Annotated in this window: 20 protein-coding genes; 4 read left to right on the forward strand and 16 right to left on the reverse strand. The window is 64.2% G+C overall.

Annotated elements, in window-relative coordinates:
• The first annotated feature begins 29 nt into the window (after positions 1-29).
• Positions 30-878 (forward strand): aldo/keto reductase, encoded by an 849-nt coding sequence (locus Y900_RS06160; protein ID WP_036340187.1) that lies wholly within the window; start codon positions 30-32, stop codon positions 876-878.
• 90 nt (positions 879-968) lie between these two features.
• On the opposite strand, the gene Y900_RS06165 is transcribed toward Y900_RS06160, so the two are convergent.
• The 5 genes from Y900_RS06165 to Y900_RS06185 form a co-directional block, all read right to left on the reverse strand.
• Positions 969-2,231, reverse strand: coding sequence for a fatty acid desaturase family protein (locus Y900_RS06165; RefSeq protein ID WP_036340190.1), 1,263 nt, complete (start codon positions 2,229-2,231; stop codon positions 969-971).
• A 70-nt stretch (positions 2,232-2,301) separates the two neighbouring features.
• Entirely contained in the window at positions 2,302-3,459 is a 1,158-nt protein-coding gene (locus Y900_RS06170; protein WP_036340193.1) for a ferredoxin reductase, read from the reverse strand.
• Between the two features lie 61 nt (positions 3,460-3,520).
• Complete coding sequence (locus Y900_RS06175; RefSeq protein WP_036340196.1) at positions 3,521-4,024, reverse strand: DUF6912 family protein; 504 nt, start codon at positions 4,022-4,024, stop codon at positions 3,521-3,523.
• A 22-nt stretch (positions 4,025-4,046) separates the two neighbouring features.
• The gene (ppk2, locus tag Y900_RS06180) at positions 4,047-4,895 is read right to left on the reverse strand and encodes a polyphosphate kinase 2 (RefSeq protein WP_036340199.1); all 849 of its coding nucleotides are present in this window, start codon (positions 4,893-4,895) and stop codon (positions 4,047-4,049) included.
• A 9-nt stretch (positions 4,896-4,904) separates the two neighbouring features.
• Entirely contained in the window at positions 4,905-6,320 is a 1,416-nt protein-coding gene (locus Y900_RS06185) for a WS/DGAT/MGAT family O-acyltransferase (protein ID WP_036340202.1), read from the reverse strand.
• A 176-nt stretch (positions 6,321-6,496) separates the two neighbouring features.
• On the opposite strand from Y900_RS06185, the gene Y900_RS06190 reads away from it, so the two are divergent.
• Positions 6,497-6,958, forward strand: a complete 462-nt coding sequence (locus Y900_RS06190) for an Rv3235 family protein (RefSeq protein WP_051659918.1) — start codon at positions 6,497-6,499, stop codon at positions 6,956-6,958.
• Positions 6,959-6,977: 19 nt separating this feature from the next.
• Here the strand turns inward: Y900_RS06190 and secA are convergent, their stop codons facing one another.
• From secA to Y900_RS06205, 3 genes are all read right to left on the reverse strand, one after another.
• On the reverse strand, positions 6,978-9,755 hold the full coding sequence (secA, locus tag Y900_RS06195; RefSeq protein ID WP_036340209.1) for a preprotein translocase subunit SecA: 2,778 nt from the start codon (positions 9,753-9,755) through the stop codon (positions 6,978-6,980).
• 99 nt (positions 9,756-9,854) lie between these two features.
• Positions 9,855-10,529 (reverse strand): ribosome hibernation-promoting factor, HPF/YfiA family, encoded by a 675-nt coding sequence (gene hpf / locus Y900_RS06200; RefSeq protein ID WP_036340212.1) that lies wholly within the window; start codon positions 10,527-10,529, stop codon positions 9,855-9,857.
• Between the two features lie 295 nt (positions 10,530-10,824).
• Positions 10,825-11,454, reverse strand: coding sequence for a ComF family protein (locus Y900_RS06205; protein WP_036340215.1), 630 nt, complete (start codon positions 11,452-11,454; stop codon positions 10,825-10,827).
• 51 nt (positions 11,455-11,505) lie between these two features.
• On the opposite strand from Y900_RS06205, the gene Y900_RS06210 reads away from it, so the two are divergent.
• Entirely contained in the window at positions 11,506-12,327 is an 822-nt protein-coding gene (locus Y900_RS06210) for an alpha/beta fold hydrolase (RefSeq protein ID WP_036340218.1), read from the forward strand.
• A 40-nt stretch (positions 12,328-12,367) separates the two neighbouring features.
• On the forward strand, positions 12,368-13,594 hold the full coding sequence (locus Y900_RS06215; RefSeq protein ID WP_036340221.1) for an HNH endonuclease signature motif containing protein: 1,227 nt from the start codon (positions 12,368-12,370) through the stop codon (positions 13,592-13,594).
• 306 nt (positions 13,595-13,900) lie between these two features.
• On the opposite strand, the gene Y900_RS06220 is transcribed toward Y900_RS06215, so the two are convergent.
• From Y900_RS06220 to Y900_RS06255, 8 genes are all read right to left on the reverse strand, one after another.
• The gene (locus Y900_RS06220) at positions 13,901-14,191 is read right to left on the reverse strand and encodes a hypothetical protein (protein ID WP_036340224.1); all 291 of its coding nucleotides are present in this window, start codon (positions 14,189-14,191) and stop codon (positions 13,901-13,903) included.
• 23 nt (positions 14,192-14,214) lie between these two features.
• Positions 14,215-14,970, reverse strand: coding sequence for an SseB family protein (locus Y900_RS06225; RefSeq protein ID WP_036345998.1), 756 nt, complete (start codon positions 14,968-14,970; stop codon positions 14,215-14,217).
• A gap of 216 nt (positions 14,971-15,186) precedes the next feature.
• Positions 15,187-15,750 carry a hypothetical protein gene (locus Y900_RS32100; protein WP_131536102.1) on the reverse strand — a complete coding sequence of 188 codons (564 nt, stop codon included), beginning with the start codon at positions 15,748-15,750 and terminating at the stop codon, positions 15,187-15,189.
• 184 nt (positions 15,751-15,934) lie between these two features.
• Positions 15,935-16,393: a hypothetical protein gene (locus tag Y900_RS06235; protein WP_131536104.1), complete on the reverse strand. Its 459-nt coding sequence runs from the start codon at positions 16,391-16,393 to the stop codon at positions 15,935-15,937.
• A gap of 3 nt (positions 16,394-16,396) precedes the next feature.
• Positions 16,397-16,963: a hypothetical protein gene (locus tag Y900_RS32105; protein WP_131536106.1), complete on the reverse strand. Its 567-nt coding sequence runs from the start codon at positions 16,961-16,963 to the stop codon at positions 16,397-16,399.
• Positions 16,960-19,683, reverse strand: coding sequence for an ADP-ribosyltransferase (locus Y900_RS06245; protein ID WP_036340233.1), 2,724 nt, complete (start codon positions 19,681-19,683; stop codon positions 16,960-16,962). Before Y900_RS06245 ends, Y900_RS32105 begins: the two co-directional genes overlap by 4 nt.
• Positions 19,684-19,705: 22 nt before the next feature.
• Entirely contained in the window at positions 19,706-19,996 is a 291-nt protein-coding gene (locus Y900_RS06250) for a WXG100 family type VII secretion target (protein WP_036340235.1), read from the reverse strand.
• Entirely contained in the window at positions 19,989-20,309 is a 321-nt protein-coding gene (locus tag Y900_RS06255; RefSeq protein WP_157838234.1) for a WXG100 family type VII secretion target, read from the reverse strand. Before Y900_RS06255 ends, Y900_RS06250 begins: the two co-directional genes overlap by 8 nt.
• Between the last annotated feature and the right edge of the window lie 16 nt (positions 20,310-20,325).

Below are 20,325 nucleotides of genomic sequence, written 5' to 3' on the forward strand. Positions count from 1 at the left end.
AACACCAACCGAGAGGGCACGCCGCACACATGAGCACTGTTCCGAGCTTGACACTCAATGACGGCACCACGATCCCGCAGCTGGGGTTCGGCGTCTTCCAGATCGACCCGGACGAGACCGCGTCCGCGGTGCGCACCGCCCTCGAAATCGGCTATCGCCACATCGACACCGCCGAGATGTATCAGAACGAGAAGGGCGTCGGGCAGGGCGTCCGGGACTTCGGCATCGACCGCAGCGAGGTGTACATCACCAGCAAGCTCAACAACGGATTCCACAAGCCCGACGATGCACGGCGCGCATTCGACGCGACGATCGAGGCGCTCGGCTTCGACTACGTCGACCTGTTCCTGATCCACTGGCCGCTGCCGACGCTGTATGACGGCGACTTCGTCTCCACCTGGAAGACGTTGGAGGAGTTCAAGAATGACGGCCGGGCCCGCAGCATCGGGGTGTCAAACTTCCAGATCCACCATCTGGAGACCCTGGCCCGCGACACCGAGACGGTGCCCGCCGTCAACCAGATCGAGGTGCACCCCTACTTCGCCAACGACGAGCTGCGCGCTTACGGCACCGACCACACCATCCTCACCGAGGCGTGGTCGCCGATCGCTCAGGGCGCGGTGCTCGGCGATCCGGTGATCGGCAAGATCGCCGAGCGGCTGGGTAAGAGCCCGGCCCAGGTGGTGCTGCGCTGGCACATCGAGCGCGGCGACATCGTGTTCCCGAAATCCGTTACCCCGGAGCGGATCAAGGAGAACCTGGAGATCTTCGACTTCGAACTCGGCGACGACGACATCGACGCCATCACCGCGCTCGACAAGGGCGAAGCCGGTCGGCGCGGTCCGAACCCGGACACCTTTGACTACATCCCGAAGTAACCGGTAGCCGAGACGCTGGTAATGACGAGATCGACGCCAGCGAGGGAGTTATTCGACCTTTTCCTCGCCGGCGTCGATCTCGATAAATCGCTAGGCGGCTTTGGCCGTGCGCTTGGCGCGTCGCTTCTGACGAGCCGTCGCGATCGCGGTCTTGAGCCCGCGCTTGCGGCCGGTCGCCGGGTCCACACCCGCGTAGCCCGATTCGAGCTCGGCGAACATCCGCTCGCTGCGGGTCTCAGGTGCATCGTCGGCGGTGTCGCGCAGGTACTTGTCCGGCAACGACAGCTTGGCGATCGTGCGCCAGGTCTTGGCGTACTGCACCAGGAACGGGCCCGTGGTGTAGGGCAGGTCGTACTTGTCGCAAATCTGCCGCACCCGCACCGAGATCTCGTGGTACCGGTTGCTGGGCAGGTCAGGGAACAAGTGGTGCTCGATCTGGTACGACAGGTTGCCGGTCATGAAGTCCATGGCGCGGCTGCCTGAGATGTTGGCGCTACCCAGCATCTGGCGTAGATACCACTGACCCTTGCTCTCACCGACCATGTCGGTCTTGGTGAATTTCTCTGCGCCATCCGGGAAGTGGCCGCAGAAGATCACCGCGTTGGCCCACACGTTGCGGATCACGTTGGCCACAGCGTTGGCGGTGGCCGTCGAGCGGTAGGTGGCGCCGGGCGACAACGACGTGATCGCCGGGTAGGCCACGTAGTCCTTGAGCAGCTGCCGTCCCGCTTTGGCGCCGAACTCACGCACCCGGATCAGGGTGGCCTTGCGGTCGTCGCGGCCCTTGGAGATCTTGCCGAGCTCCAGGTGCTGCAGGCCGACACCCCACTCGAAGCCGATCGCCAGCAGGGTGTTGAACAGCAGGTTGCCGTACAGGTTGAACGGCTTCCACTTGGCATCGCGGGTGACCCGGATGACGCCGTAGCCGACGTCATCGTCCATACCGAGGATGTTGGTGTACTTGTGGTGCATGAAGTTGTGGGTGAACCGCCAGTGCTTGGACGCCCCGCTCATGTCCCACTCCCACGACGAGGAGTGAATCTCGGGATCGTTCATCCAGTCCCACTGGCCGTGCATGACGTTGTGGCCGATCTCCATGTTCTCGATGATCTTGGCCACGCCCAGGGTCACGGTGCCCGCCCACCAGGCGGATCGTTTGGAGCTGGCAGCCAGCATCAGTCGCCCGGCGACCTCGAGACCGCGCTGGGCGGCGATGGTGCGGCGGATGTAGCGCGCATCCCGCGCGCCGAGGGAATCTTCGATGTCCTGGCGGATGGCGTCGAGCTCAACCGCCAAGCTTTCGATGTCTGCATCAGTCAGATGCGTAAACGCTTCCACATCGGTAATAGCCATTAGTCACGCCTCCCTTCTTGTGCCTACGCTACCGTAACCTACGTACCCGTAGGTTACTAGCCAGTAAACCTCAGACGTCAACCACACAGTCGCCCGAAGCGGCCGAAATACACGTCTGAATTCGGGTGCCCGGCTCGTGCTCCGCACCCGTACGCAGGTCGCGGACGTGGCCTTCCACCAGGGGCACCACACACGACTGGCAGATGCCCATCCGGCAGCCGAACGGCATCCGCAATCCGGCCTGCTCGCCGGCCTCCATCAGCGACGTCGCCGCATCCACCTGTACGGACTTGCCACTGCGGCCGAACGTCACCGTCCCGCCCTCCCCGTGGGTGGCCGTCCGGGACGCCGCGAACCGCTCCAGATGCAGGCGGTCGCCGATGCCGGCGGCCTGCCACACCTTCTCGGCCTCGGTGAGCATCCCCTCCGGACCACAGGCCCAGGTCTGGCGCTCCCGCCAGTCCGGGACCAGATCGTCGAGCCGGCTCAGGTCCAGGCGCCCCTCGGTGCGGGTGGTACGGACGGTCAGCCGATACCCGTCGTGCTCACGAGCCAGCTGCGCGAGCTCCCCGGCGAACATCACGTCGGATTCGGTTGGGGCCGAATGAATATGGACGATATGACCTGGGCCGCCGATCTGATCGCGGCGCTCCAGCGTCCGCAGCATCGACATCACCGGGGTGATTCCGGAGCCGCCGGTCAAGAACAACACCGACGCCGGCGACGGGTCCGGCATCACGAAATTGCCCTGCGGTGCGGCCAGCCGCACGATCGTGCCGGGAGTGACGCCGCCGACCAGGTGGGTGGACAGGAAGCCCTCCGGCATCGCCTTGACGGTGATCGTGATGGTGCGCGAGCGGCCGGCGCCGTCGGCGTGCGGGCTCGAGGTCAGTGAATACGACCGCCACCGCCAGCGGCCGTCGACCAGAAGGCCGATACCGATGTACTGGCCGGCTTGGTAATCAAAGGTGAAACCCCAGCCCGGCTTGATCACCAGCGTGGCCGAATCCTCGGTCTCCCGCCGGACCTCGACCACCCGGCCGCGCAGTTCGCGCGCCGACCACAACGGGTTGGCCAGTTTCAGATAGTCATCGGGCAGTAGCGGCGTGGTGATCCGCCCGAACAGTGCCCGGACCGCGTCGATCGCGGGATTGCGTCCTTCGCCGGCCACCTTCGGTCGCACGGTGTCGACCACGTTCGCACTGATCTTGACCTGGTTCTTCGCCATTGCGCACCTCCTCTCGACGTCAAACCTACGGTACCGTAACTTACGGTTCCGTATCCAGGCGTCAGAGCAATTCGAGCAGGAACGGCAACTCCTGGGTGCCGTACCAGGCCAAGGGGTGATCCGCGGCGTCGCCGACGGTCAATTCGGCGTCCTCATCGCCCAGATCAGCGTCGTCGATCACCGCCATCGCGGCCTTGACCGCCGGCTCGGCCGCCGAGTTGTCGACATAGGCGGCAACCACCTGGTCCAGGTTCACCCGTCCGCTGACCCGCACCACCGCGTCGTCGAGATCAGGGCGCGCGGTCGCATCCGCATCGGCGATCACAACCGCGCGCCGCAGTGGCAATTGCGGGTCGGCGTTGTCGGATTCGGCGGCCAGCAGCCGCAGCGACGCCAGCGCGGCTTCTCCGATCGCGACCTCGGCCAGCTCCTCGTCGTCGCCCTCGGCGTAGGACTCCCGCAGAGTCGGCGTGACCGCGAACGCCGTCCCGCTCAACGGCTGCATCGACCCATCGGCGACCAGCTGTTGCAGCATGGCCAACGTGGCTGGGATATAGACCCGCATCCCGGCAGATTATCCGCTGCGCCTAGGCGCCGTTCCCGAGCAGGGTGGAGACGTGATCGTCGACATAGGTCGACAGCTCTCGCGCCGGCCGCTGATAGTCGCCCATCGGCGGCCGTTTGGGCAGATCGACCTTCGGGTGCTCGACATGTTCGTAGTCGATGCCTTTCAGCAGATGGGCCATCATGTTCAGACGCGCGTGCTTCTTGTCGTCGGACTCCACCACGAACCACGGGCTGGCCGGGGTGTCGGTGCGCACCATCATCTGATCCTTGGCACGCGAGTAGTCCTCCCAGCGATAGATGGACTCGAGGTCCATCGGGCTGAGCTTCCAGCGCCGCAACGGATCCTTGCGCCGTTTCTTGAACCGGCGGAGCTGCTCATCGTCGGAGACCGAGAACCAGTACTTGCGCAGGATGATTCCTTCGTCGATCAGCATCTGCTCGAAGATCGGGCACTGCCGCAGAAACAGCTCGTGCTCGACCGGCGTGCAGAAGCCCATCACCACTTCGACACCGGCGCGGTTGTACCAGGATCGGTCGAACAACACGATCTCGCCGCGCGCCGGCAGATGCTCGACATAGCGCTGGAAATACCACTGGCCGCGCTCACGTTCGGTCGGTGCGGGCAACGCGGCGATGCGCGCAATCCGGGGGCTCAGGTACTCGGTGATGCGCTTGATCGTGCCGCCCTTGCCGGCCGCATCGCGGCCTTCGAACACGACGACGACCCGCGCGCCGGTGGCCTTTACCCACTCCTGCAAGGACACCAATTCGGTTTGTAGCCGATATAATTCGGCTTCGTAGATGTCGTTGGGAATCTTGCGATTAACCTTGGCGACCGGCTCGTCACCCTTCGATTTGGCCTTACCCATCGCCGAATCCTACGTCTGCCGCGCGGCTTCGAGCAGTTCCTCGAGAGATTCGGCCAGCAGCGTCGGCAGCACGTCCACATCGCTCATGGCATCGCGATCGGCGTGGATGCCGAAATAGAGCATGCCGCAATACGATGTGACGCCGATGGCCAGCACCTGGTTGTGCAACAGCGGCGGCACCGCGTACGTCTCGAGCAGCTTCGCCCCGGCCACATACATCTGCGACTGCGGCCCAGGGACATTGGTGATCAACAGATTGAACTGGCGGGCCGAGAACTGGGTGGCGACCCGGGTGCCCATGGCATGCAACGTCGGCGGCGCGAAGCCCGACAGGGTGAGGATGGTGCGGGCGTCCACCAGACTGGCTGCCGCCGAATGCGACTCGGTGGTGTGGGCAATCTGAGACAGACGTACCACCGCGTTGCCCTCGCCGATCGGGAGGTCGACCAGGAACGGGGCGACCTCGCTGATGGCCTGGCCCGGACCGGACGACTCCAGGACCGCCTCGGGGTACACCGACGTCGGCGCCATGGCCCGCGCAGTGGAGCTGGTGGTGACCGGCTCGCCGCGCGACAGCAGCCAGTTGCGCAGGGCACCGGCGATGACGGCCAGCACCACGTCGTTCACGTCGCAGTCGTAGCGCGAACGCACCAGCCGGTAGTCCGCGAGGGAACCGACGGCAACCGTAAACCGCCGATTGCGCGACACCTTGGTGTTCAGCGGACTATTCGGTGCGGTACCGCGGGCCACGGTGCGCGCCACGTCGGTCAGCCGCCGCGCCAGATCGACCACTTCCCCGCTGTTGCGGGCCAGCTCGCCGACGGCGGAGGTGACCGCCTGCATCTGCATGCGGGGCCGGGCCAGCCACTCCCCGACAGCGCCGAGCAGCAGCTGGCCGTTGGTGGGTTCGCGGCCCGGGATCCAGATGTCCTCACCGAACGTCGGCGGCTTCTGCGTGCGGTCGGCGATGACGTGGCCGATCTCCAGCGCCGTCATCCCGTTGACCAGCGCCTGGTGCGACTTCGTGTAAATGGCCAGCCGGTTCTTGGACAGCCCCTCGATCAGGTACATCTCCCACAGCGGCCGCGACCGGTCCAGCGGGCGCGACCCCAGCCTGGCGATCAGTTCGTGGAGCTGCGAATCGCTTCCCGGTGACGGCAGCGCAGAACGCCGGACGTGATAGGTGATGTCGAAGTCCGGATCGTCGACCCATACCGGCCGCGCCAAACCGAAGGTGACCTCGCGGACCTTCTGGCGATAACGCCGGATCTGCGGCAGCCGATGTTCGACGGTTTCCAGCAGGGTCTCGTAACTCAACCCGGCGCGGGGCTTGCGCACGATCGCCAGGGAGCCGACGTACATGGGGGTGGAGGTGTTCTCCAGGTGATAGAACGAGGCGTCCGACGCTGACAGCCTAGTCACCATCGTTGCGACATTCCCCTCATCGACAATCCCCGCCCCGTCCCGACACGGTAGCCGTCAACCCCGGGTCAGCGCATCGCGGGTGCACACACCATCGTCGAAACTGTGCCATCATGACGCCATCGGTTCGCCCCTCTCCGGCAGCCGGTCGCCCCGTTGACCGCTTTCGGAGAGTGCCCATGTCCTGTGTCGTTCCCGTCGTCGACTACGAACCGCCGGTGTTGCGCAGCGCCCCCGAGCGGGTGCACCTGCCGGGTCCCCGCACCCTCGGACCGTCGCACCGCCCCGCGCAACAGCCGATTCCTTCCGCCCCGATGCGTGCGGCGGGCGGCTTCGCCGACGCCGCGCTGAGACGGGTCCTCGAGGTGATCGACCGGCGGCGCTCGCTGGCCCAGCTGCGACCACTGCTGGCCGCCGGATTGGTGGAGTCACTGCTGCCTGCCGTCGCGCGACACGACGGCGACGGCGCCGCACGATTGCGCCGGCTACGGGTGCAACCCGTCGGGACCGACGGCGCGGCAGCCGAAGTGGCGGCCACCTACAGCCGGGACGGCCGCACCCATGCCATCGCCTGCCGCGTCGAACAGGTGCTGACGCCGACCGGATTGCGCTGGCAGGTGGTAGCCCTGCACATCGGCTGACCGAGTGGCTTGACCGCGCCTAACCCCGCCGCAACCTGCTGCTGCTCTTGGACTGCTTGCGCGCGGCTTCGCGTCGCTCCTTGCGGGTGGTGCCCGCGGTCGCGGCCTGCTTGCCGCCGCCGTTGCGCTTGACTTCCGCCGAGCCGTCTTCAGCGGGACCGCTGTAGGTCAGCTGCCGGGAGTCCTCGTCGTCGATTCCCTTGGCACGCAAGGCCGGTGCAGGCTCGCGCTGCTGCCCGCCCAGATCCGCCAGACCCTGTGGGGTGTCCACCGGCGCGACCGCCGGCGACGGCGTTGCCTCCACCTGGACGTTGAACAGGAAGCCGACCGACTCCTCTTTCAGGCCGTCCAGCATGCCGACGAACATGTCGTAGCCCTCGCGCTGGTACTCGACCAGCGGATCGCGCTGGGCCATCGCCCGCAGGCCGATGCCTTCCTTGAGGTAGTCCATCTCGTAGAGGTGCTCGCGCCACTTGCGGTCGATCACGTTGAGCAGCACGTTGCGCTCCAGCTGGCGCATGGCGCCCTCGCCGGCAAGGCCCTCGATCTCGGCTTCCCGTCGCGCGTAGGCCTTTTCGGCGTCCTCGATCAGCGCGTCGAGCAGCTCTTCACGCGTGAGTTCACCGGGCTCTCCGACGGCGTCGTTGTCGAGCAGGTCGTGGTGGTCGATGCCGACCGGGTAGAGCTGCTTGAGCGCGGTCCACAGCTGCTCGAGGTCCCAGTCCTCGGCGTAGCCCTCGGCGGTGGCGCCGTTGACGTAGGCGGTGATGACGTCGACCAGCATGTCGTGGGCCTGCTCCTGCAGGTTCTCCCCCTCGAGGATCCGGCGGCGCTCGGCGTAGATGACCTTGCGCTGCTGGTTCATCACCTCGTCGTACTTGAGGACGTTCTTGCGGATCTCGAAGTTCTGCTGCTCGACCTGGGTCTGCGCGCTCTTGATCGCGCGGGTGACCATCTTGGCCTCGATCGGCACGTCGTCGGGCAGGTTGAGTCGCGTCAGCAGGCTTTCCAGCGTTGCGCCGTTGAATCGCCGCATGAGCTCGTCACCCAGCGACAGGTAGAAGCGGGACTCACCAGGGTCGCCCTGCCGACCGGAACGGCCACGAAGCTGGTTGTCGATACGCCGTGACTCGTGGCGTTCGGTGCCCAGCACGTAGAGGCCACCGACCTCGATGACGTGCTCGGCCTCTTCAGCGGCCTGCGCCTTGACCTTGGGCAGTTCCTCCTGCCAGGCGGCCTCGTACTCGTCAGGGGTCTCGACGGGATCCAGGCCCCGCTCACGCAGCCGGGTGTCGACGAGGAAGTCGACGTTGCCGCCGAGCACGACGTCGGTACCGCGGCCGGCCATATTGGTGGCCACCGTGATCGCACCACGCCGGCCGGCCTCGGCGATGATGCCGGCCTCCTGCTCGTGGAACTTGGCGTTGAGCACGTTGTGCGGGACGCGCCGCTTCTGGAACTGGCGCGACAGGTACTCGGAGCGCTCGACGCTGGTGGTGCCGATCAGGACCGGCTGGCCCTTCTCGTAGCGCTCGACGACGTCATCGACGACGGCGATGTACTTGGCTTCCTCGGTCTTGTAGATCAGGTCTGTCTGGTCCTTGCGGACCATCGGCCGGTTCGTCGGGATCGGAACCACGCCCAGCTTGTAGATCTCGTACAGCTCGGCGGCCTCGGTCTCGGCGGTACCGGTCATGCCCGCGAGCTTGTCGTAGAGCCGGAAGTAGTTCTGCAGCGTGATCGTGGCCAGCGTCTGATTCTCGGCCTTGATCTCGACGTTCTCCTTGGCCTCGATGGCCTGGTGCATGCCCTCGTTGTAGCGCCGGCCGATCAGCACGCGGCCGGTGAACTCGTCGACAATCAGCACTTCGCCGTTGCGGACGATGTACTCCTTGTCGCGTTCGAAGAGCTCCTTGGCCTTCAACGCGTTGTTGAGGTAGCTGACCAGCGGCGAGTTGGCCGCCTCGTACAGGTTGTCGATGCCGAGCTGATCCTCGACGAACTCGACACCCAGCTCGTGCACACCGATGGTGCGCTTCTTGATGTCGACCTCGTAGTGCGTGTCTTTCTTCATCATCGGGGCCAGGCGGGCGAACTCGCTGTACCAGTGCGAGGCGCCGTCGGCGGGGCCGGAGATGATCAGCGGGGTACGGGCCTCGTCGATGAGGATCGAGTCGACCTCGTCGACGATCGCGTAGTTGTGGCCGCGCTGCACCATCTCCTCGACCGAATGCGCCATGTTGTCGCGCAGGTAGTCGAAGCCGAACTCGTTGTTGGTGCCATACGTGATATCGGCGGCGTAGGCCGCGCGGCGCTCGTCAGGGGTCAGGCCGGACAGGATGACGCCGACCTCGAGGCCCAGGAAGCGGTGCACCCGTCCCATCCACTCGCTGTCGCGCTTGGCCAGGTAGTCGTTCACGGTGACGACGTGCACGCCCTCATCGCCCAGGGCGTTGAGATAGGCGGGAAGCACACAGGTCAGGGTCTTGCCCTCACCGGTCTTCATCTCCGCAACGTTGCCGAAGTGCAGCGCGGCGCCGCCCATCACCTGGACATCGAAGTGGCGCTGCTGCAGCACCCGCCAGGCCGCCTCGCGAGCGACGGCGAAAGCCTCGGGCAGCAGGTCATCGAGGCTTTCGCCGTCAGCAACGCGCTTCTTGAATTCGTCGGTCTTGGCCCGCAGCTCGCCGTCCGACAGCTTCTCTACGTCGTCGGACAAGGTGTTGACGTAGTCAGCCACCCCCTTGAGGCGCTTGACCATGCGACCTTCACCAAGGCGCAGCAACTTCGACAGCACGTTTTCCCCTGAACATATATAGGAGGGGCCCCCTGTGAATCGGAGGCTTAAGCGACCTCCATCCTAGGTGACGCGCTGGTCGGACCCGGGCAGCGGCGATCACCCCAGCCGGATCAACCCATAGTCGTAGGCGTGCCGGCGATAGACGACCGACGGCCGATCGGTCTCCTTGTCCTGGAACAGGAAGAAATCGTGGCCCACGAGTTCCATCTCGTAGAGCGCGTCGTCGACCGTCATCGGCTTGGCCGGATGCTCCTTGGTCCGCACGATGCGGCCCGGTTCATGGTCGTCGAGCACCTGCTCCTGGGCGGTGGCCCTTTCGGGGGTGAACGCTGCGGCCGCGTCGAGGAGCGGGGTCACCGCGGTGGCCTCGTGCAGCGATACCGGGGTCTTGTCGCCGTAGTGAACCTTGCGGCGGTCCTTGGTGCGCCGCAGCCGGTTCTCAAGTTTGTGGACGGCGGCCTCGAAGGCGCCGTAGAAACTCTCCGCGCATGCCTCCCCACGGACCACCGGGCCGCGACCGCGCGCGGTGATCTCTACGTGCTGACAGTTCTTTCGCTGGCGGCGGTTGCGTTCGTGCTCGAGCTCGACGTCGAAGCGGTAGATCGAGCGGTCGAACCGTTCGAGGCGAGCGAGCTTCTGCGCCACGTAGACGCGGTAGTGATCGGGGATCTCGACGTTGCGTCCGCACACCTGAACTTCGGCGTTGGCGGATTCGGCAAGGTCTTCATCGTCGGCGAGTAATTGACCGGTGTTCGCGGAATCGATTGACATGCTTGACAACTCGTTTCTGTTACGGGTTGCACGCACTCTGGCGTGCCGGCCTGTCTTGGGATGCTGCGCCGACAGGATTGGCACGAAACTCACCCGCCGGCGCTAGGGGTCGAGGAACCTCACCTCCTACCGTCACTCGGCGAAGCGGCGGGCCTGTGGACTAGACCGCCCCCGTGATGTGTTCACGGTGTGTTGGCCCCGACGGTAGTCGTTGTTCACGCCGGCGTGCCACCTTTTTGGCCCACCTGTTTCGAAGTCTTTCGACCCCTGTTACACCGATCGTCGCCCGCCCAGGTCAGGCGTGCGCCAATGCGAGCACGGCCGTTACATTCACGCCGGATTCGTGGAGAGTCCGCACCGCCTCGCGGGCGGTGGCGCCGGTGGTGACGATGTCGTCGACGAGCAGGACCTCGCCTGTCACACGTGTGGTCAGCGTGATCCGGCCGGCCAGGTTGCGTTCACGGTCGGCGACCGTGAGGCCGACGGAGTCGCGGACCATCGCCCGGGTCTTCAAGGCCCGGACGACGCCGATGTCACGGTTTTCCCGGACGGCTTGTGTCGCGATGCGCAGGACGGGATCTCCGCCGCGGCGACGAGCGGCCAAGGCGCGGGTGGGCGCCGGGACGATCGTGAACGGAATATCGAGGATGCCCCAGGTTTCGAGTTGGTGTATTCCCAGGGCAAGGGCACGGGCGAAGGGAGCGACGAGATCGCGACGGCCGTGTTCCTTGAGCGCGACGATGGCCTGCCGCCGTGGGCCCACGTAGCGGCCAAGAGCAAAGACGGGCACGCCGGGGTCGATGCGCGGTGTGACGAGATGCGGTTCGTCGGTGTGGACGTTCAGTGTCGAGGCGCAGACGTCGCACCATTTGGTTGACGGCGCGCCGCAGCCTCCGCATTCGAGCGGGAGGATGAGGTCGAGCATGGCTTGAGTGTGACGCGTCCTGGCGATGTGGCGGGAGTACTGTCCACAGGGGTGGCTGAGACGACGGGATTCGTCGAGGCGAACGGGCTGACGTTCGCCTACATCGAGGAGGGCTCAGGGCCTCTGGTGCTCATGCTTCACGGTTTTCCGGACACTGCGCACACGTGGGATCACCTTCGTCCGCTGATTGCTAATCGCGGCTGCCGGGCGGTGAGCCCGTTCATGCGGGGCTTCCACCCGACTGCGGTGCCTGCCGTAGATCCGGGCCAGGAGACGTTGGCGCATGACGTACTGGCGTTGATCTCTGCGCTGGGAGCTTCCGAGGCCGTTCTCATCGGTCACGACTGGGGCGCGTCGGCGGTCTATGGCGCGGCAGCGCTGCGGCCAGACTTGGTTTCCAAACTGATGACTGTTGCGATTCCGCATCCGGCGACATTGAAGCCTTCATTTCGGAAAGTCTGGGGTGCAAGGCATTTCGCTACCTATAAGCTTCCCGGAGCCGCGAAAAGATTCGCCCGCAACGATTTCGCGGCGTTACCTGCGATCTATCGGCGATGGTCGCCGACATGGAATCCTCCCGACTCGGAGTTCGACGCCGCGCGGGAGTGCTTCTCGAGTCCGGGCAGCCTCGACGCGGCGTTCGGCTATTACCGCAAGTTGTCGCCGCTTCCGTCCGCGTCATTGCGAGCGAAGATCGCTGTGCCGACCGTCGCCTTCGCCGGGTTGGATGATCCGGTGGCCGAGCCCGCGGACTATCGCCGCGCCAGACGGATGTTTTTGGACGACTATAGGATTGAGGAAGTTCCGGGTGGGCACTTCATGCATCGGGAACATCCGGACCTGTTCGCCGAGCGAGTGTTGAGTCACCTGTGAGCCGTCGGTTTTTGTCGGACCCTGCTGTCATCATGGAGTTATGTCCTCGACCACCGTGCTCAGCCCGAAGGAGCGTCTGGAGGTGGTGTTTGAGGAGTTGGCGGAGCTGGCCGGCCAGCGCAACGCGATCGACGGCCGCATCGTGGAGCTTGTCGCCGAATTGGATCGCGACGACCTCTGCGGTATGACCGGGGCGCGGTCCGTCGCGGCCGTGGTGGCCTGGAAGCTGGGCACCTCACCCTCCAACGCCAACACCATTTCGGCTGTCGCACATCGACTTTCTGAATTTCCGCGATGCACACAAGGCATGCTGGAAGGCCGGTTGTCCCTGGATCAGGTCGGCGTCATCGCCCAACGAGCCGCCGACGGCTCCGACGAGCACTACGCACAGCTGGCCGCGGTTGCGACAGTCAGCCAGCTGCGCACAGCGATCAAGCTGGAACCCAGGCCCGACGGCGCGTCCCGTCCAGAACCGCGACGCGCGATCACCAATACCTCCGGTGAGGACACGACGACCTGGAAGATCACCCTTCCGCATAGCGAAGCAGCCACGTTCGACGCCGCGCTGCAGTCCCATCATGATGCGTTGGTCGCAGACTGGAAACGCGATCACGACGCCGACTCTGCAGACAACGCGCCACCGTTGCCGAACGCCACTGATGCGTTCATGAGCCTGGTCGAGGCCGGCTGGGACACCGACGTCGCCCGCCGCCCCCACGGACAGCGCACCACCGTGGTCGTTCACGTCGACGTCGAAAAGCACACCGGGCAACTACATCTGGGTCCGCTGCTCTCCGATGGCGATCGCCAATACCTGACGTGCGACGCCACCTGCGAAGCATGGTTCGAACGCGACGGCCAACCCATCGGCGCCGGCCGCACCACCCGGACCATCAACCGGCGGCTCCGTCGCGCCCTCGAACACCGCGACACCACCTGCGCAGTCCCCGGCTGCAACGTCACCCGCGGACTGCACGCTCATCACATCCAACACTGGGAAAACGGCGGCCCCACCGAACTGCACAACCTGGTGCTGCTGTGCCCCTTTCACCACCGCGCACACCACCACGGCGACATCACCATCACCGGGCCTGCACACCAGCTGACCGTCACCGACAGCGACGGCGAACCCCTCAGTTCGCGCTCACTCGCCCGCCCACCACACCATCCACCACCGACGGTTCCACCCTGCCCCGGACCCACCGGCGAACGCGCAGACTGGAAGTGGTACCAACCCTTTCAGCCGAAAGCACCACCGGAGAACTAGGTTGATTTACTGCTGGGCCGGCTATCGGACCAGATAGGTGTAGTAGTTGCCGAGCGCGGTGAGCGCTTCCAGCGAAAGATCAGGATGGCGCTCGGCCGTGATGACGTTCACCGCGTTGCCGCCGTCGCTCAGCTAGGCCTGTCCAATCGAGGTCAATTTTTATTGTCTCAGCGAGGATTTCGCGCAGGCGCTCACGCAGTTCCTCGGCTCGGTCGCCGAACCCTTCGCCGAACTGCTGATCATTTCGGCCCGGGTAGTTCTTGAGGTAGACGCAGATGGCGGTGCCGAGATCGGGCTGTTCGGTTGTCATATCGCGGTGCCGCGGTTCCAACCAGGCTTCTGAATGAGCAACTCGTCGTGCTCGTGCCGGCGACATGACTCTACAAATTCAAGTGCCGCCTCATGGTCGGCCATGAAGTGTTCGTACTGAGCGGGTGTCAGTCGGTAGTACTCCTCGTAGTCAATGATTCCGACCGTCACCGGAAAAGAAACGTAATTGCCACCGGTTTCGAGATCGACCCCCAGGGAGTAGCAGTCCTCCCGGGAGAAGTACGTGTCCTCAAAGCGTTCGACTATCAATTTCGTCACCTTCGACATGGTTGCAAAGGATCGTAGTGAATTCAGGCGTTGAGTTCCGCCAGCGTGACCGCGAGGTACGGACCGCGGGGATTGATGACCAGGCCGCTGTAGCCCTGATCGCGGGCTATCTCGATCACCTTCTCTGTCGTGCTGGCCATGACGGCGTCCGCGACGTTGTGGGCTACGACCTCCGGGGCACTTGTGAACGCGAAGAGTCCAGGCGACCCGTCCGGCATTCCTGTTGCGCGGAAACCCACCTTCCCCGGCTGCGATGTCTCGTCGACGCCGAGGAGCAGAGGGCCGTCCTGCCTGAGCAAGTCGAGCACCGCCTGCCGGTCGATGCGTCCAGCATTGAAATCCACCGTGGCGGTCTTGAGTGCCTCGTTGTTGGGGTTGCGCAATGCGAAGTCGATCTCGGCCGCAGACACCGCACAGGTCGGTCCGGCGGGATCGATGTAGAGCCAGGCGTCCTGCTGCGACTTGGCGAGTTCGAGTACGTCGGTCGCCGGATTGACCAACGACATGGTCGCTGTTCCCGGCGGATGAAGCCGCGCGATCTCTTCATTGCGCGTGAAAGCCAACAGTGCGCCTTTGCCGTCTGGGCCTGTGCCACGACCGATCTGCAGCCGTGCGCCGGGCGCGAAGCCGGTCGACGTAGGCGCGTCGGAGCCTGTGGTGTCTAGGAGAAGATCACCGAACATGCAGGATCGCAGGACTTCCAGTGCGGTCGCCTGGTTGGGTTGTGCCGCAAAGGATGCGACGGCCGCGCGGACGATGGTGTTGTCGACCAGTTTCATTTGAACCTTCTCAACCGACGGCATCCACAAGCAAAATAACCCGTCATCTGTACGTCGACAGATCAAGGCGACCCCGCAGGAGCCCGCGTTGCACCATGATGGGGATAGGGGCCTTCACGCCATGCGAAGATTCGGTCGGCCAAAGGGCCCTGCACCTCGCCCCATAAATGGCGTCGCGGGCAGTCTGAGTTCGTTTACGCATCCGAGGACCCCGCGTCATAGTTGCGATAGCACCGACTCGGGCATCCCTTCGACGAGCAACGCATCTAGCTCGTCGTACGAAAGAGTTAACAGCTTGTTCTCCGGTTGGATGCCACCAGCTTGAAGGACGAAGTATCTGGTGGTGTCATCCTTCAGTTCGAACCTCGATACGTATTCGTCAACCGAGAGCTGACGTACACGCTGATCCAGTCCAGCGTCCTCCCAGGCCCATTCGATCGGGTCGAGCCGAAGGCCGATTCTCAGGAATTCGCCCACATTGAGCACGATGTACTTGCCGGCATCCTCAACCGAGGAAAAGACACCGCATAGGGATTCAACTGGTTCATTTCGGTGCTCGCTCGCAACCCTCAGTACGGCGCATCTCTCACCGTCGGGCTTGACAATGTAGGCGGTCCACCCCGGATATGGAAAGCCGGATCGCAAGTGAAGCTGTCCTGCCTCCCAGATCGGTTCATCTCTCGGCGCCTTCCCCGCAAGTGCGTAAATTCGGCGCCACTTCTTATATCGGACCAGAAGATCCTGCCAATCAGAAGATGTTCCAGTCTCATTGGAATCCATCTGTCTCCTAGCATTTTTCGTGTGGACGACGAGCTAGCTGCATTGCTCCTCGAAGGGATGCCCGAATCAGTGCTATCGGGGTTATGACATGAAGGTGCTTCGAGAAGCTGCGGGGATCGCCCGCGGCCTGAGGGATCTATCGGTCAGTGCTACGGCCCGTACTCGGGTACCCGCACGGGGCCATTCACGATGGTGGGCGGAATGCGAACCGACCTGGCGTATTAACCGTGACGTCTGGTCGCGCCAGAGCGGCCGTGACCTGTTGAATGACAGCTTCTTTCAGCGCCGCCGAATCAGCAGGCAGGCCGGGCGCATCGCCCGGTTCCGCAAGAAGTACCACGCTGCCGGTTAGACCTGGCACATCCACCAAACCGGCGAGCAGGAGCAAAGTGCCCGGAAGCATGGCGATCTCCTGCTCCTCCCGATAGCGCGCGAATGGCGCTACAAGACGCCCCGTGATGCTGACGATTGCGGCCAACCATTCGGCGGTGAAGTTCTCACTGGCGACGCGTGGATCCATTGACGTGGGCAGGATCCCACTGAGAGTAAAGGACCCGTTCGGCCTGGGGCCTGCCATACCTCGGTATGTAATTGCCGGCAGTGCAGGCAGTTTAGACAACGATGTCAGAATATCCTCGGCCATCGGCTAATCCTTTCCTGCTGCCTCGATGGCAGCAAGTGTGGCCGCCGCAGCGCGGTTGATGAACTCCGTGCCACGCGCCTCGCCATGCACATCCCATTGCCAACTGCCGACATAGGTCAATTCACCGGGCGGCTGGCCTGGAAAGCCGACTTGCACTAAAGGGTCCTGGACCAGCGCTGGAACCGGCACCAAAAGGCTGCGTATCAGTTCGATGAGCACTTCGGGCGAGTTGCCGATGTAGTCCGGGCGGCCACACTGAGTCGACTCGAGCATGTAGGCCTCGGGGGGTCCGTCGCCGGGGATACTGCGATCAACCGACACCACGACCCCTCGTTTCGGCATTTTGATTTCGACGCCGTCCTGTAATGGGATAACGGGGTATCCAGCCGCGAGTAAACCGACTGCCAATGTCTCGAGGCGATCTGTTGGCCAGCTGAACAGCGAGTGCTTTGGGAGGTAGTTGGCGGTGTGCAGACTACGCGCGTAAGGGTGGCCCAAACCCCACCCGACCCTCATGTGCTGCCGAAGCCAGTCGGCAATTTCGCGATTTGACGAGAGCGTGGTTGTCACGGAGGAACCTGCCTAACTGTAATTTTGAGTATGCCGTCGTCCCCCATCACGCGCGACAAGACTTCAAAACAGGAATTGCGTGGAAACAAGACTTCATTCTCATACGCGAACCTGGAAAGAGGGGCCACGTGAATGCCATCGTTTCCTATAACGGTCACGAGCGTCGGCGTGGTCCCTGGTTCCGCGCCGCGTGCGAACATCTCAGCAACGGATCGGTCGAGCGTCGAGCTGTAATAGCCGGGATCGTGGAATACGTCACCTACATTCATTCGGCTGAGCAGTTCATCCGTACCCCGCATCCCTCGCCACGTGGTGGAGGTCAAGTCGCTCGGATCGAGTCGATACGGAGGTAGCGCGGCCAACCCCTCGTCAGCTTGGTTGATCTTCGACTCCCACAACATGCGTTGTTCATCAGTCATATCGGCGATCGAATGGGCTTGGAGGATTGACTCCTGGCTTGCACTCAGCTGGTCTACATTTCGGAGATAGGGATTGATCGCTTCGAAGGATTCTGTCGTGTAGTTGTAGATCCCTAGGACGCCATCCTTCGTGATCATCGGGTATTCGTGGGCCACCCTGGTCGCCCATTCGACTATCCGCCGTGGATCTATTGCGCCGTTCGGCAGACGAAACTCTTTGTCGATCTCGGAGAGGTCCGGGAAGTGGTCACCCGGCACGGCGTGATTCACGGGCGGATCGTGCAATCCAGTGTGTGGCGGGTTGTTCGGCTGGTGATCCCCCGCGCCGCCGTAGTGTCCGTCCCCGTTCGGCGGCATACCGCCGTCGTGGGGAGAACCACCGCCGTCATGGATTCCACCGCCTTCGTTGTGGGGAGGGCCGCCTTGGGGCACAACACTTTCGCGGCCATGGGGAGAACTACCATTCCCAACACCACCGTCATGCGGCACAGCACCAGGCTGGGATCCGCCTGGGACATCCATCGGACGAGCCGATGGATGTCCGCCGGCGGGCCCACCCGAGGCAGGTCCGGCTTCACCTGCAGCCGCAGGACCTGGCGCTGCAGACTCGGAAGTCGCAGGCGCAGAGGGCACTTCAGCCTTCGGCGCCGGGGCGCCGTCGGGTGTGTGCGTCACCGGCGGGGTGACCGGTTCGCCCGACGTCGGAGCCGACGTCGGCTTTCCACCCGTCGGGGAAGGCGCAGGGTCACGAGGAGCCGACGGCGGTCCGGGCTCCGGTGCTTTCGGCAACGGAGCGGGGCTTCCCGATGAGGGCTTACCGCCGTCCAGGCCAGTCTTGTTCAGCTCATCGAGTTTCGCACCGGCACCCTCAACATCTCGCGCGACACCACGTAAACCACCTGTCGCCCCGGTCATCTCGGCCACCTCCCCGGCAGCCCGTTCGGTCGTGTTGATTTCCGCCCGCGCGGCCGCCCCCTCCGCGGCGCGCGCCGCACCCCCAGCGGCCTTAAGACCCGCACCACCGGGTATCACCGCCGACCCGATATCAAAGCCCAACTCCCCGAGGCCGAGGAAAGGACGACCGCTATTGAAGATGTCGTCGAAATGCGTGACGTCCTTGACCATGTTGATGGAGCCCTCAGGGTCCATCGCAAACGCAGTCGGAGCAGTCATCGGGTTGAACGTCAAGGCCATCTTGCTCAGACCCTCGATCGTGGCGAGCGTGCCCTTCGGGTCACCGATCGGATCGAATGCCGTCACGAGCCCGCCAACGGTGTTGATCGCGCCGAGTGAAACACCGGTGGTTGTATCGGTGAATTGGTCGACGATGTTGGCCGCGATGCGGCCGGCATCCTCGCCGAGATAGTTCACCAGCTCCACCCGCATGACGATTTCCATTGCCCGCGTGTAGTTCTTGATGCTCGTAACGAGCTGCGCCAGCAATTCTTTCCGAGCCGCCGACTGCCGCTTGTGGTTGGCGATCACCGCCTTGATGTCGTCGGCGACCTCTTGGATCTTCTCTTCGGCGTCGCCGGTGATCAGCTCGAAGACGGTGCCCATGATGCCGTGGTCGACGACCGAGCCCACCACATCCTTCAGCTTGTTCAACAGGTCACGAATCGCGTTCTGCGTTGTTTCGACATCGTTTGCGAAGCTGGTCAATTGGCCGGCGATCTTCTGCGCCTCGCCGGCCAGCGACGCCATCGCGGTGCCGATATCGCGCACGGCCGTCTTCATCGGCTCCTTGTCGGGCATCTGCTGCGCGTCGATGGTCGCGTAGGCGCCGGAATTGGCCGACGCCACACCATAGAGCGGGGTGGCGAAAACGGACCACCCCGCTGCAGCCGCCCTGAGCTCGCTGGGCTCACCGTTGGGCCACCAGTCCCCGACCAGAAACTCGACGAGATACCACAACACCGGCGGAGTCTGGCCGGGGCCGTTGACATCTGGATCGCCGCCCGGCGGCGAATACTGTGGCGGCGCCACCGGTGCCGGCAGCGGAACGGCCCCGCCGCCGATGTCTGCGGCGGCCTCCGCACGCGAATAGTTGGTCGCCGAGCCCTGAATCAGATAGCCCACATGCTGCAGGGCATTTATCCCCTTGGCGACACCGTCGATCAACGCTCGCGCCGAGTCCTGATACGCGAAGCCGAAAGCGGTTCCCGCCGCATCCTGCCCGGTGTCGGCGTTGTACGAACCGATCAAAGAGCCCACCGCGGCCACGATCGCGCCACTCAGCTCACCGACAGCAGCACCGGCACCCGAGAGCGCGGACGGATCTACCCGCAACGGTTCACCCATGGCGACTCGTAGCGGACATGATCTAGCCCCAGATTTTCTGGTTCGCCTCGACCGCGCCACTGTAGGACGTGTGCGCATGCTGCCCGGCGGACCGCAACTGGCCCAGCGCATTTCGCATCATGTCGGCGCCCTCCTTCCACTGTTTGTGGATGGCGGCATGGGATTCACTGGCGACGCCCTCCCACTGCGCATGCAAGTTGGCCACCACAGCGTCACACTCTTCGAGCATCGAGTCGACGACCGCCTGGTAGGCCGCCATGCGTTCGACGATGTCGGCCAGCTTGTCGAGATCGACGGCAAATGCGTCAGCCACGGTGAACTCCTCGCAACTGTGTTGCCGACGCCTGCTCGTGAGCTTCGAAAGCCTGCCCGGCTTGACCCAACCGCTCGGCGATGGTCGCCAGCGCCTGCTGCACCTTCAGCGATCCGTCATGCCACTGTTTCCACGCCGTGCCATACGAACCGCCCGCCGACCCCTCCCAGGTCCCCAGCACCTGCTGCGCCTCGGTGTCGAGATCGCGCAGCCCCGCCTGCAGATGCTGCGCCCCCGAGGTCAGTGCCTCACACGCCGCCCGCAGAATCGCAGGGTCGACTTTCAGCACGCCGCCGTCGCCAGTTCCACTCACAGAGCAAACGCTACTG

This window comes from Mycolicibacterium aromaticivorans JS19b1 = JCM 16368 (assembly GCF_000559085.1).
Lineage (GTDB): Bacteria > Actinomycetota > Actinomycetes > Mycobacteriales > Mycobacteriaceae > Mycobacterium > Mycobacterium aromaticivorans.

Bases quoted from the DNA above. Each gene is read 5' to 3' on its own strand.
- ppk2 (WP_036340199.1), bottom strand. From the start codon at position 4,895: ATGGGTAAGGCCAAATCGAAGGGTGACGAGCCGGTCGCCAAGGTTAAT.
- Y900_RS06215 (WP_036340221.1), top strand. From the start codon at position 12,368: ATGTCCTCGACCACCGTGCTCAGCCCGAAGGAGCGTCTGGAGGTGGTG.
- Y900_RS06185 (WP_036340202.1), bottom strand. From the start codon at position 6,320: ATGGTGACTAGGCTGTCAGCGTCGGACGCCTCGTTCTATCACCTGGAG.
- Y900_RS06220 (WP_036340224.1), bottom strand. From the start codon at position 14,191: ATGTCGAAGGTGACGAAATTGATAGTCGAACGCTTTGAGGACACGTAC.
- Y900_RS06165 (WP_036340190.1), bottom strand. From the start codon at position 2,231: ATGGCTATTACCGATGTGGAAGCGTTTACGCATCTGACTGATGCAGAC.
- Y900_RS06205 (WP_036340215.1), bottom strand. From the start codon at position 11,454: ATGCTCGACCTCATCCTCCCGCTCGAATGCGGAGGCTGCGGCGCGCCG.
- Y900_RS06175 (WP_036340196.1), bottom strand. From the start codon at position 4,024: ATGCGGGTCTATATCCCAGCCACGTTGGCCATGCTGCAACAGCTGGTC.
- Y900_RS06245 (WP_036340233.1), bottom strand. From the start codon at position 19,683: ATGGGTGAACCGTTGCGGGTAGATCCGTCCGCGCTCTCGGGTGCCGGT.
- Y900_RS06235 (WP_131536104.1), bottom strand. From the start codon at position 16,393: ATGGCCGAGGATATTCTGACATCGTTGTCTAAACTGCCTGCACTGCCG.
- Y900_RS06160 (WP_036340187.1), top strand. From the start codon at position 30: ATGAGCACTGTTCCGAGCTTGACACTCAATGACGGCACCACGATCCCG.
- hpf (WP_036340212.1), bottom strand. From the start codon at position 10,529: ATGTCAATCGATTCCGCGAACACCGGTCAATTACTCGCCGACGATGAA.
- Y900_RS06170 (WP_036340193.1), bottom strand. From the start codon at position 3,459: ATGGCGAAGAACCAGGTCAAGATCAGTGCGAACGTGGTCGACACCGTG.
- Y900_RS06190 (WP_051659918.1), top strand. From the start codon at position 6,497: ATGTCCTGTGTCGTTCCCGTCGTCGACTACGAACCGCCGGTGTTGCGC.
- Y900_RS32100 (WP_131536102.1), bottom strand. From the start codon at position 15,750: ATGGATTCCAATGAGACTGGAACATCTTCTGATTGGCAGGATCTTCTG.
- Y900_RS06225 (WP_036345998.1), bottom strand. From the start codon at position 14,970: ATGAAACTGGTCGACAACACCATCGTCCGCGCGGCCGTCGCATCCTTT.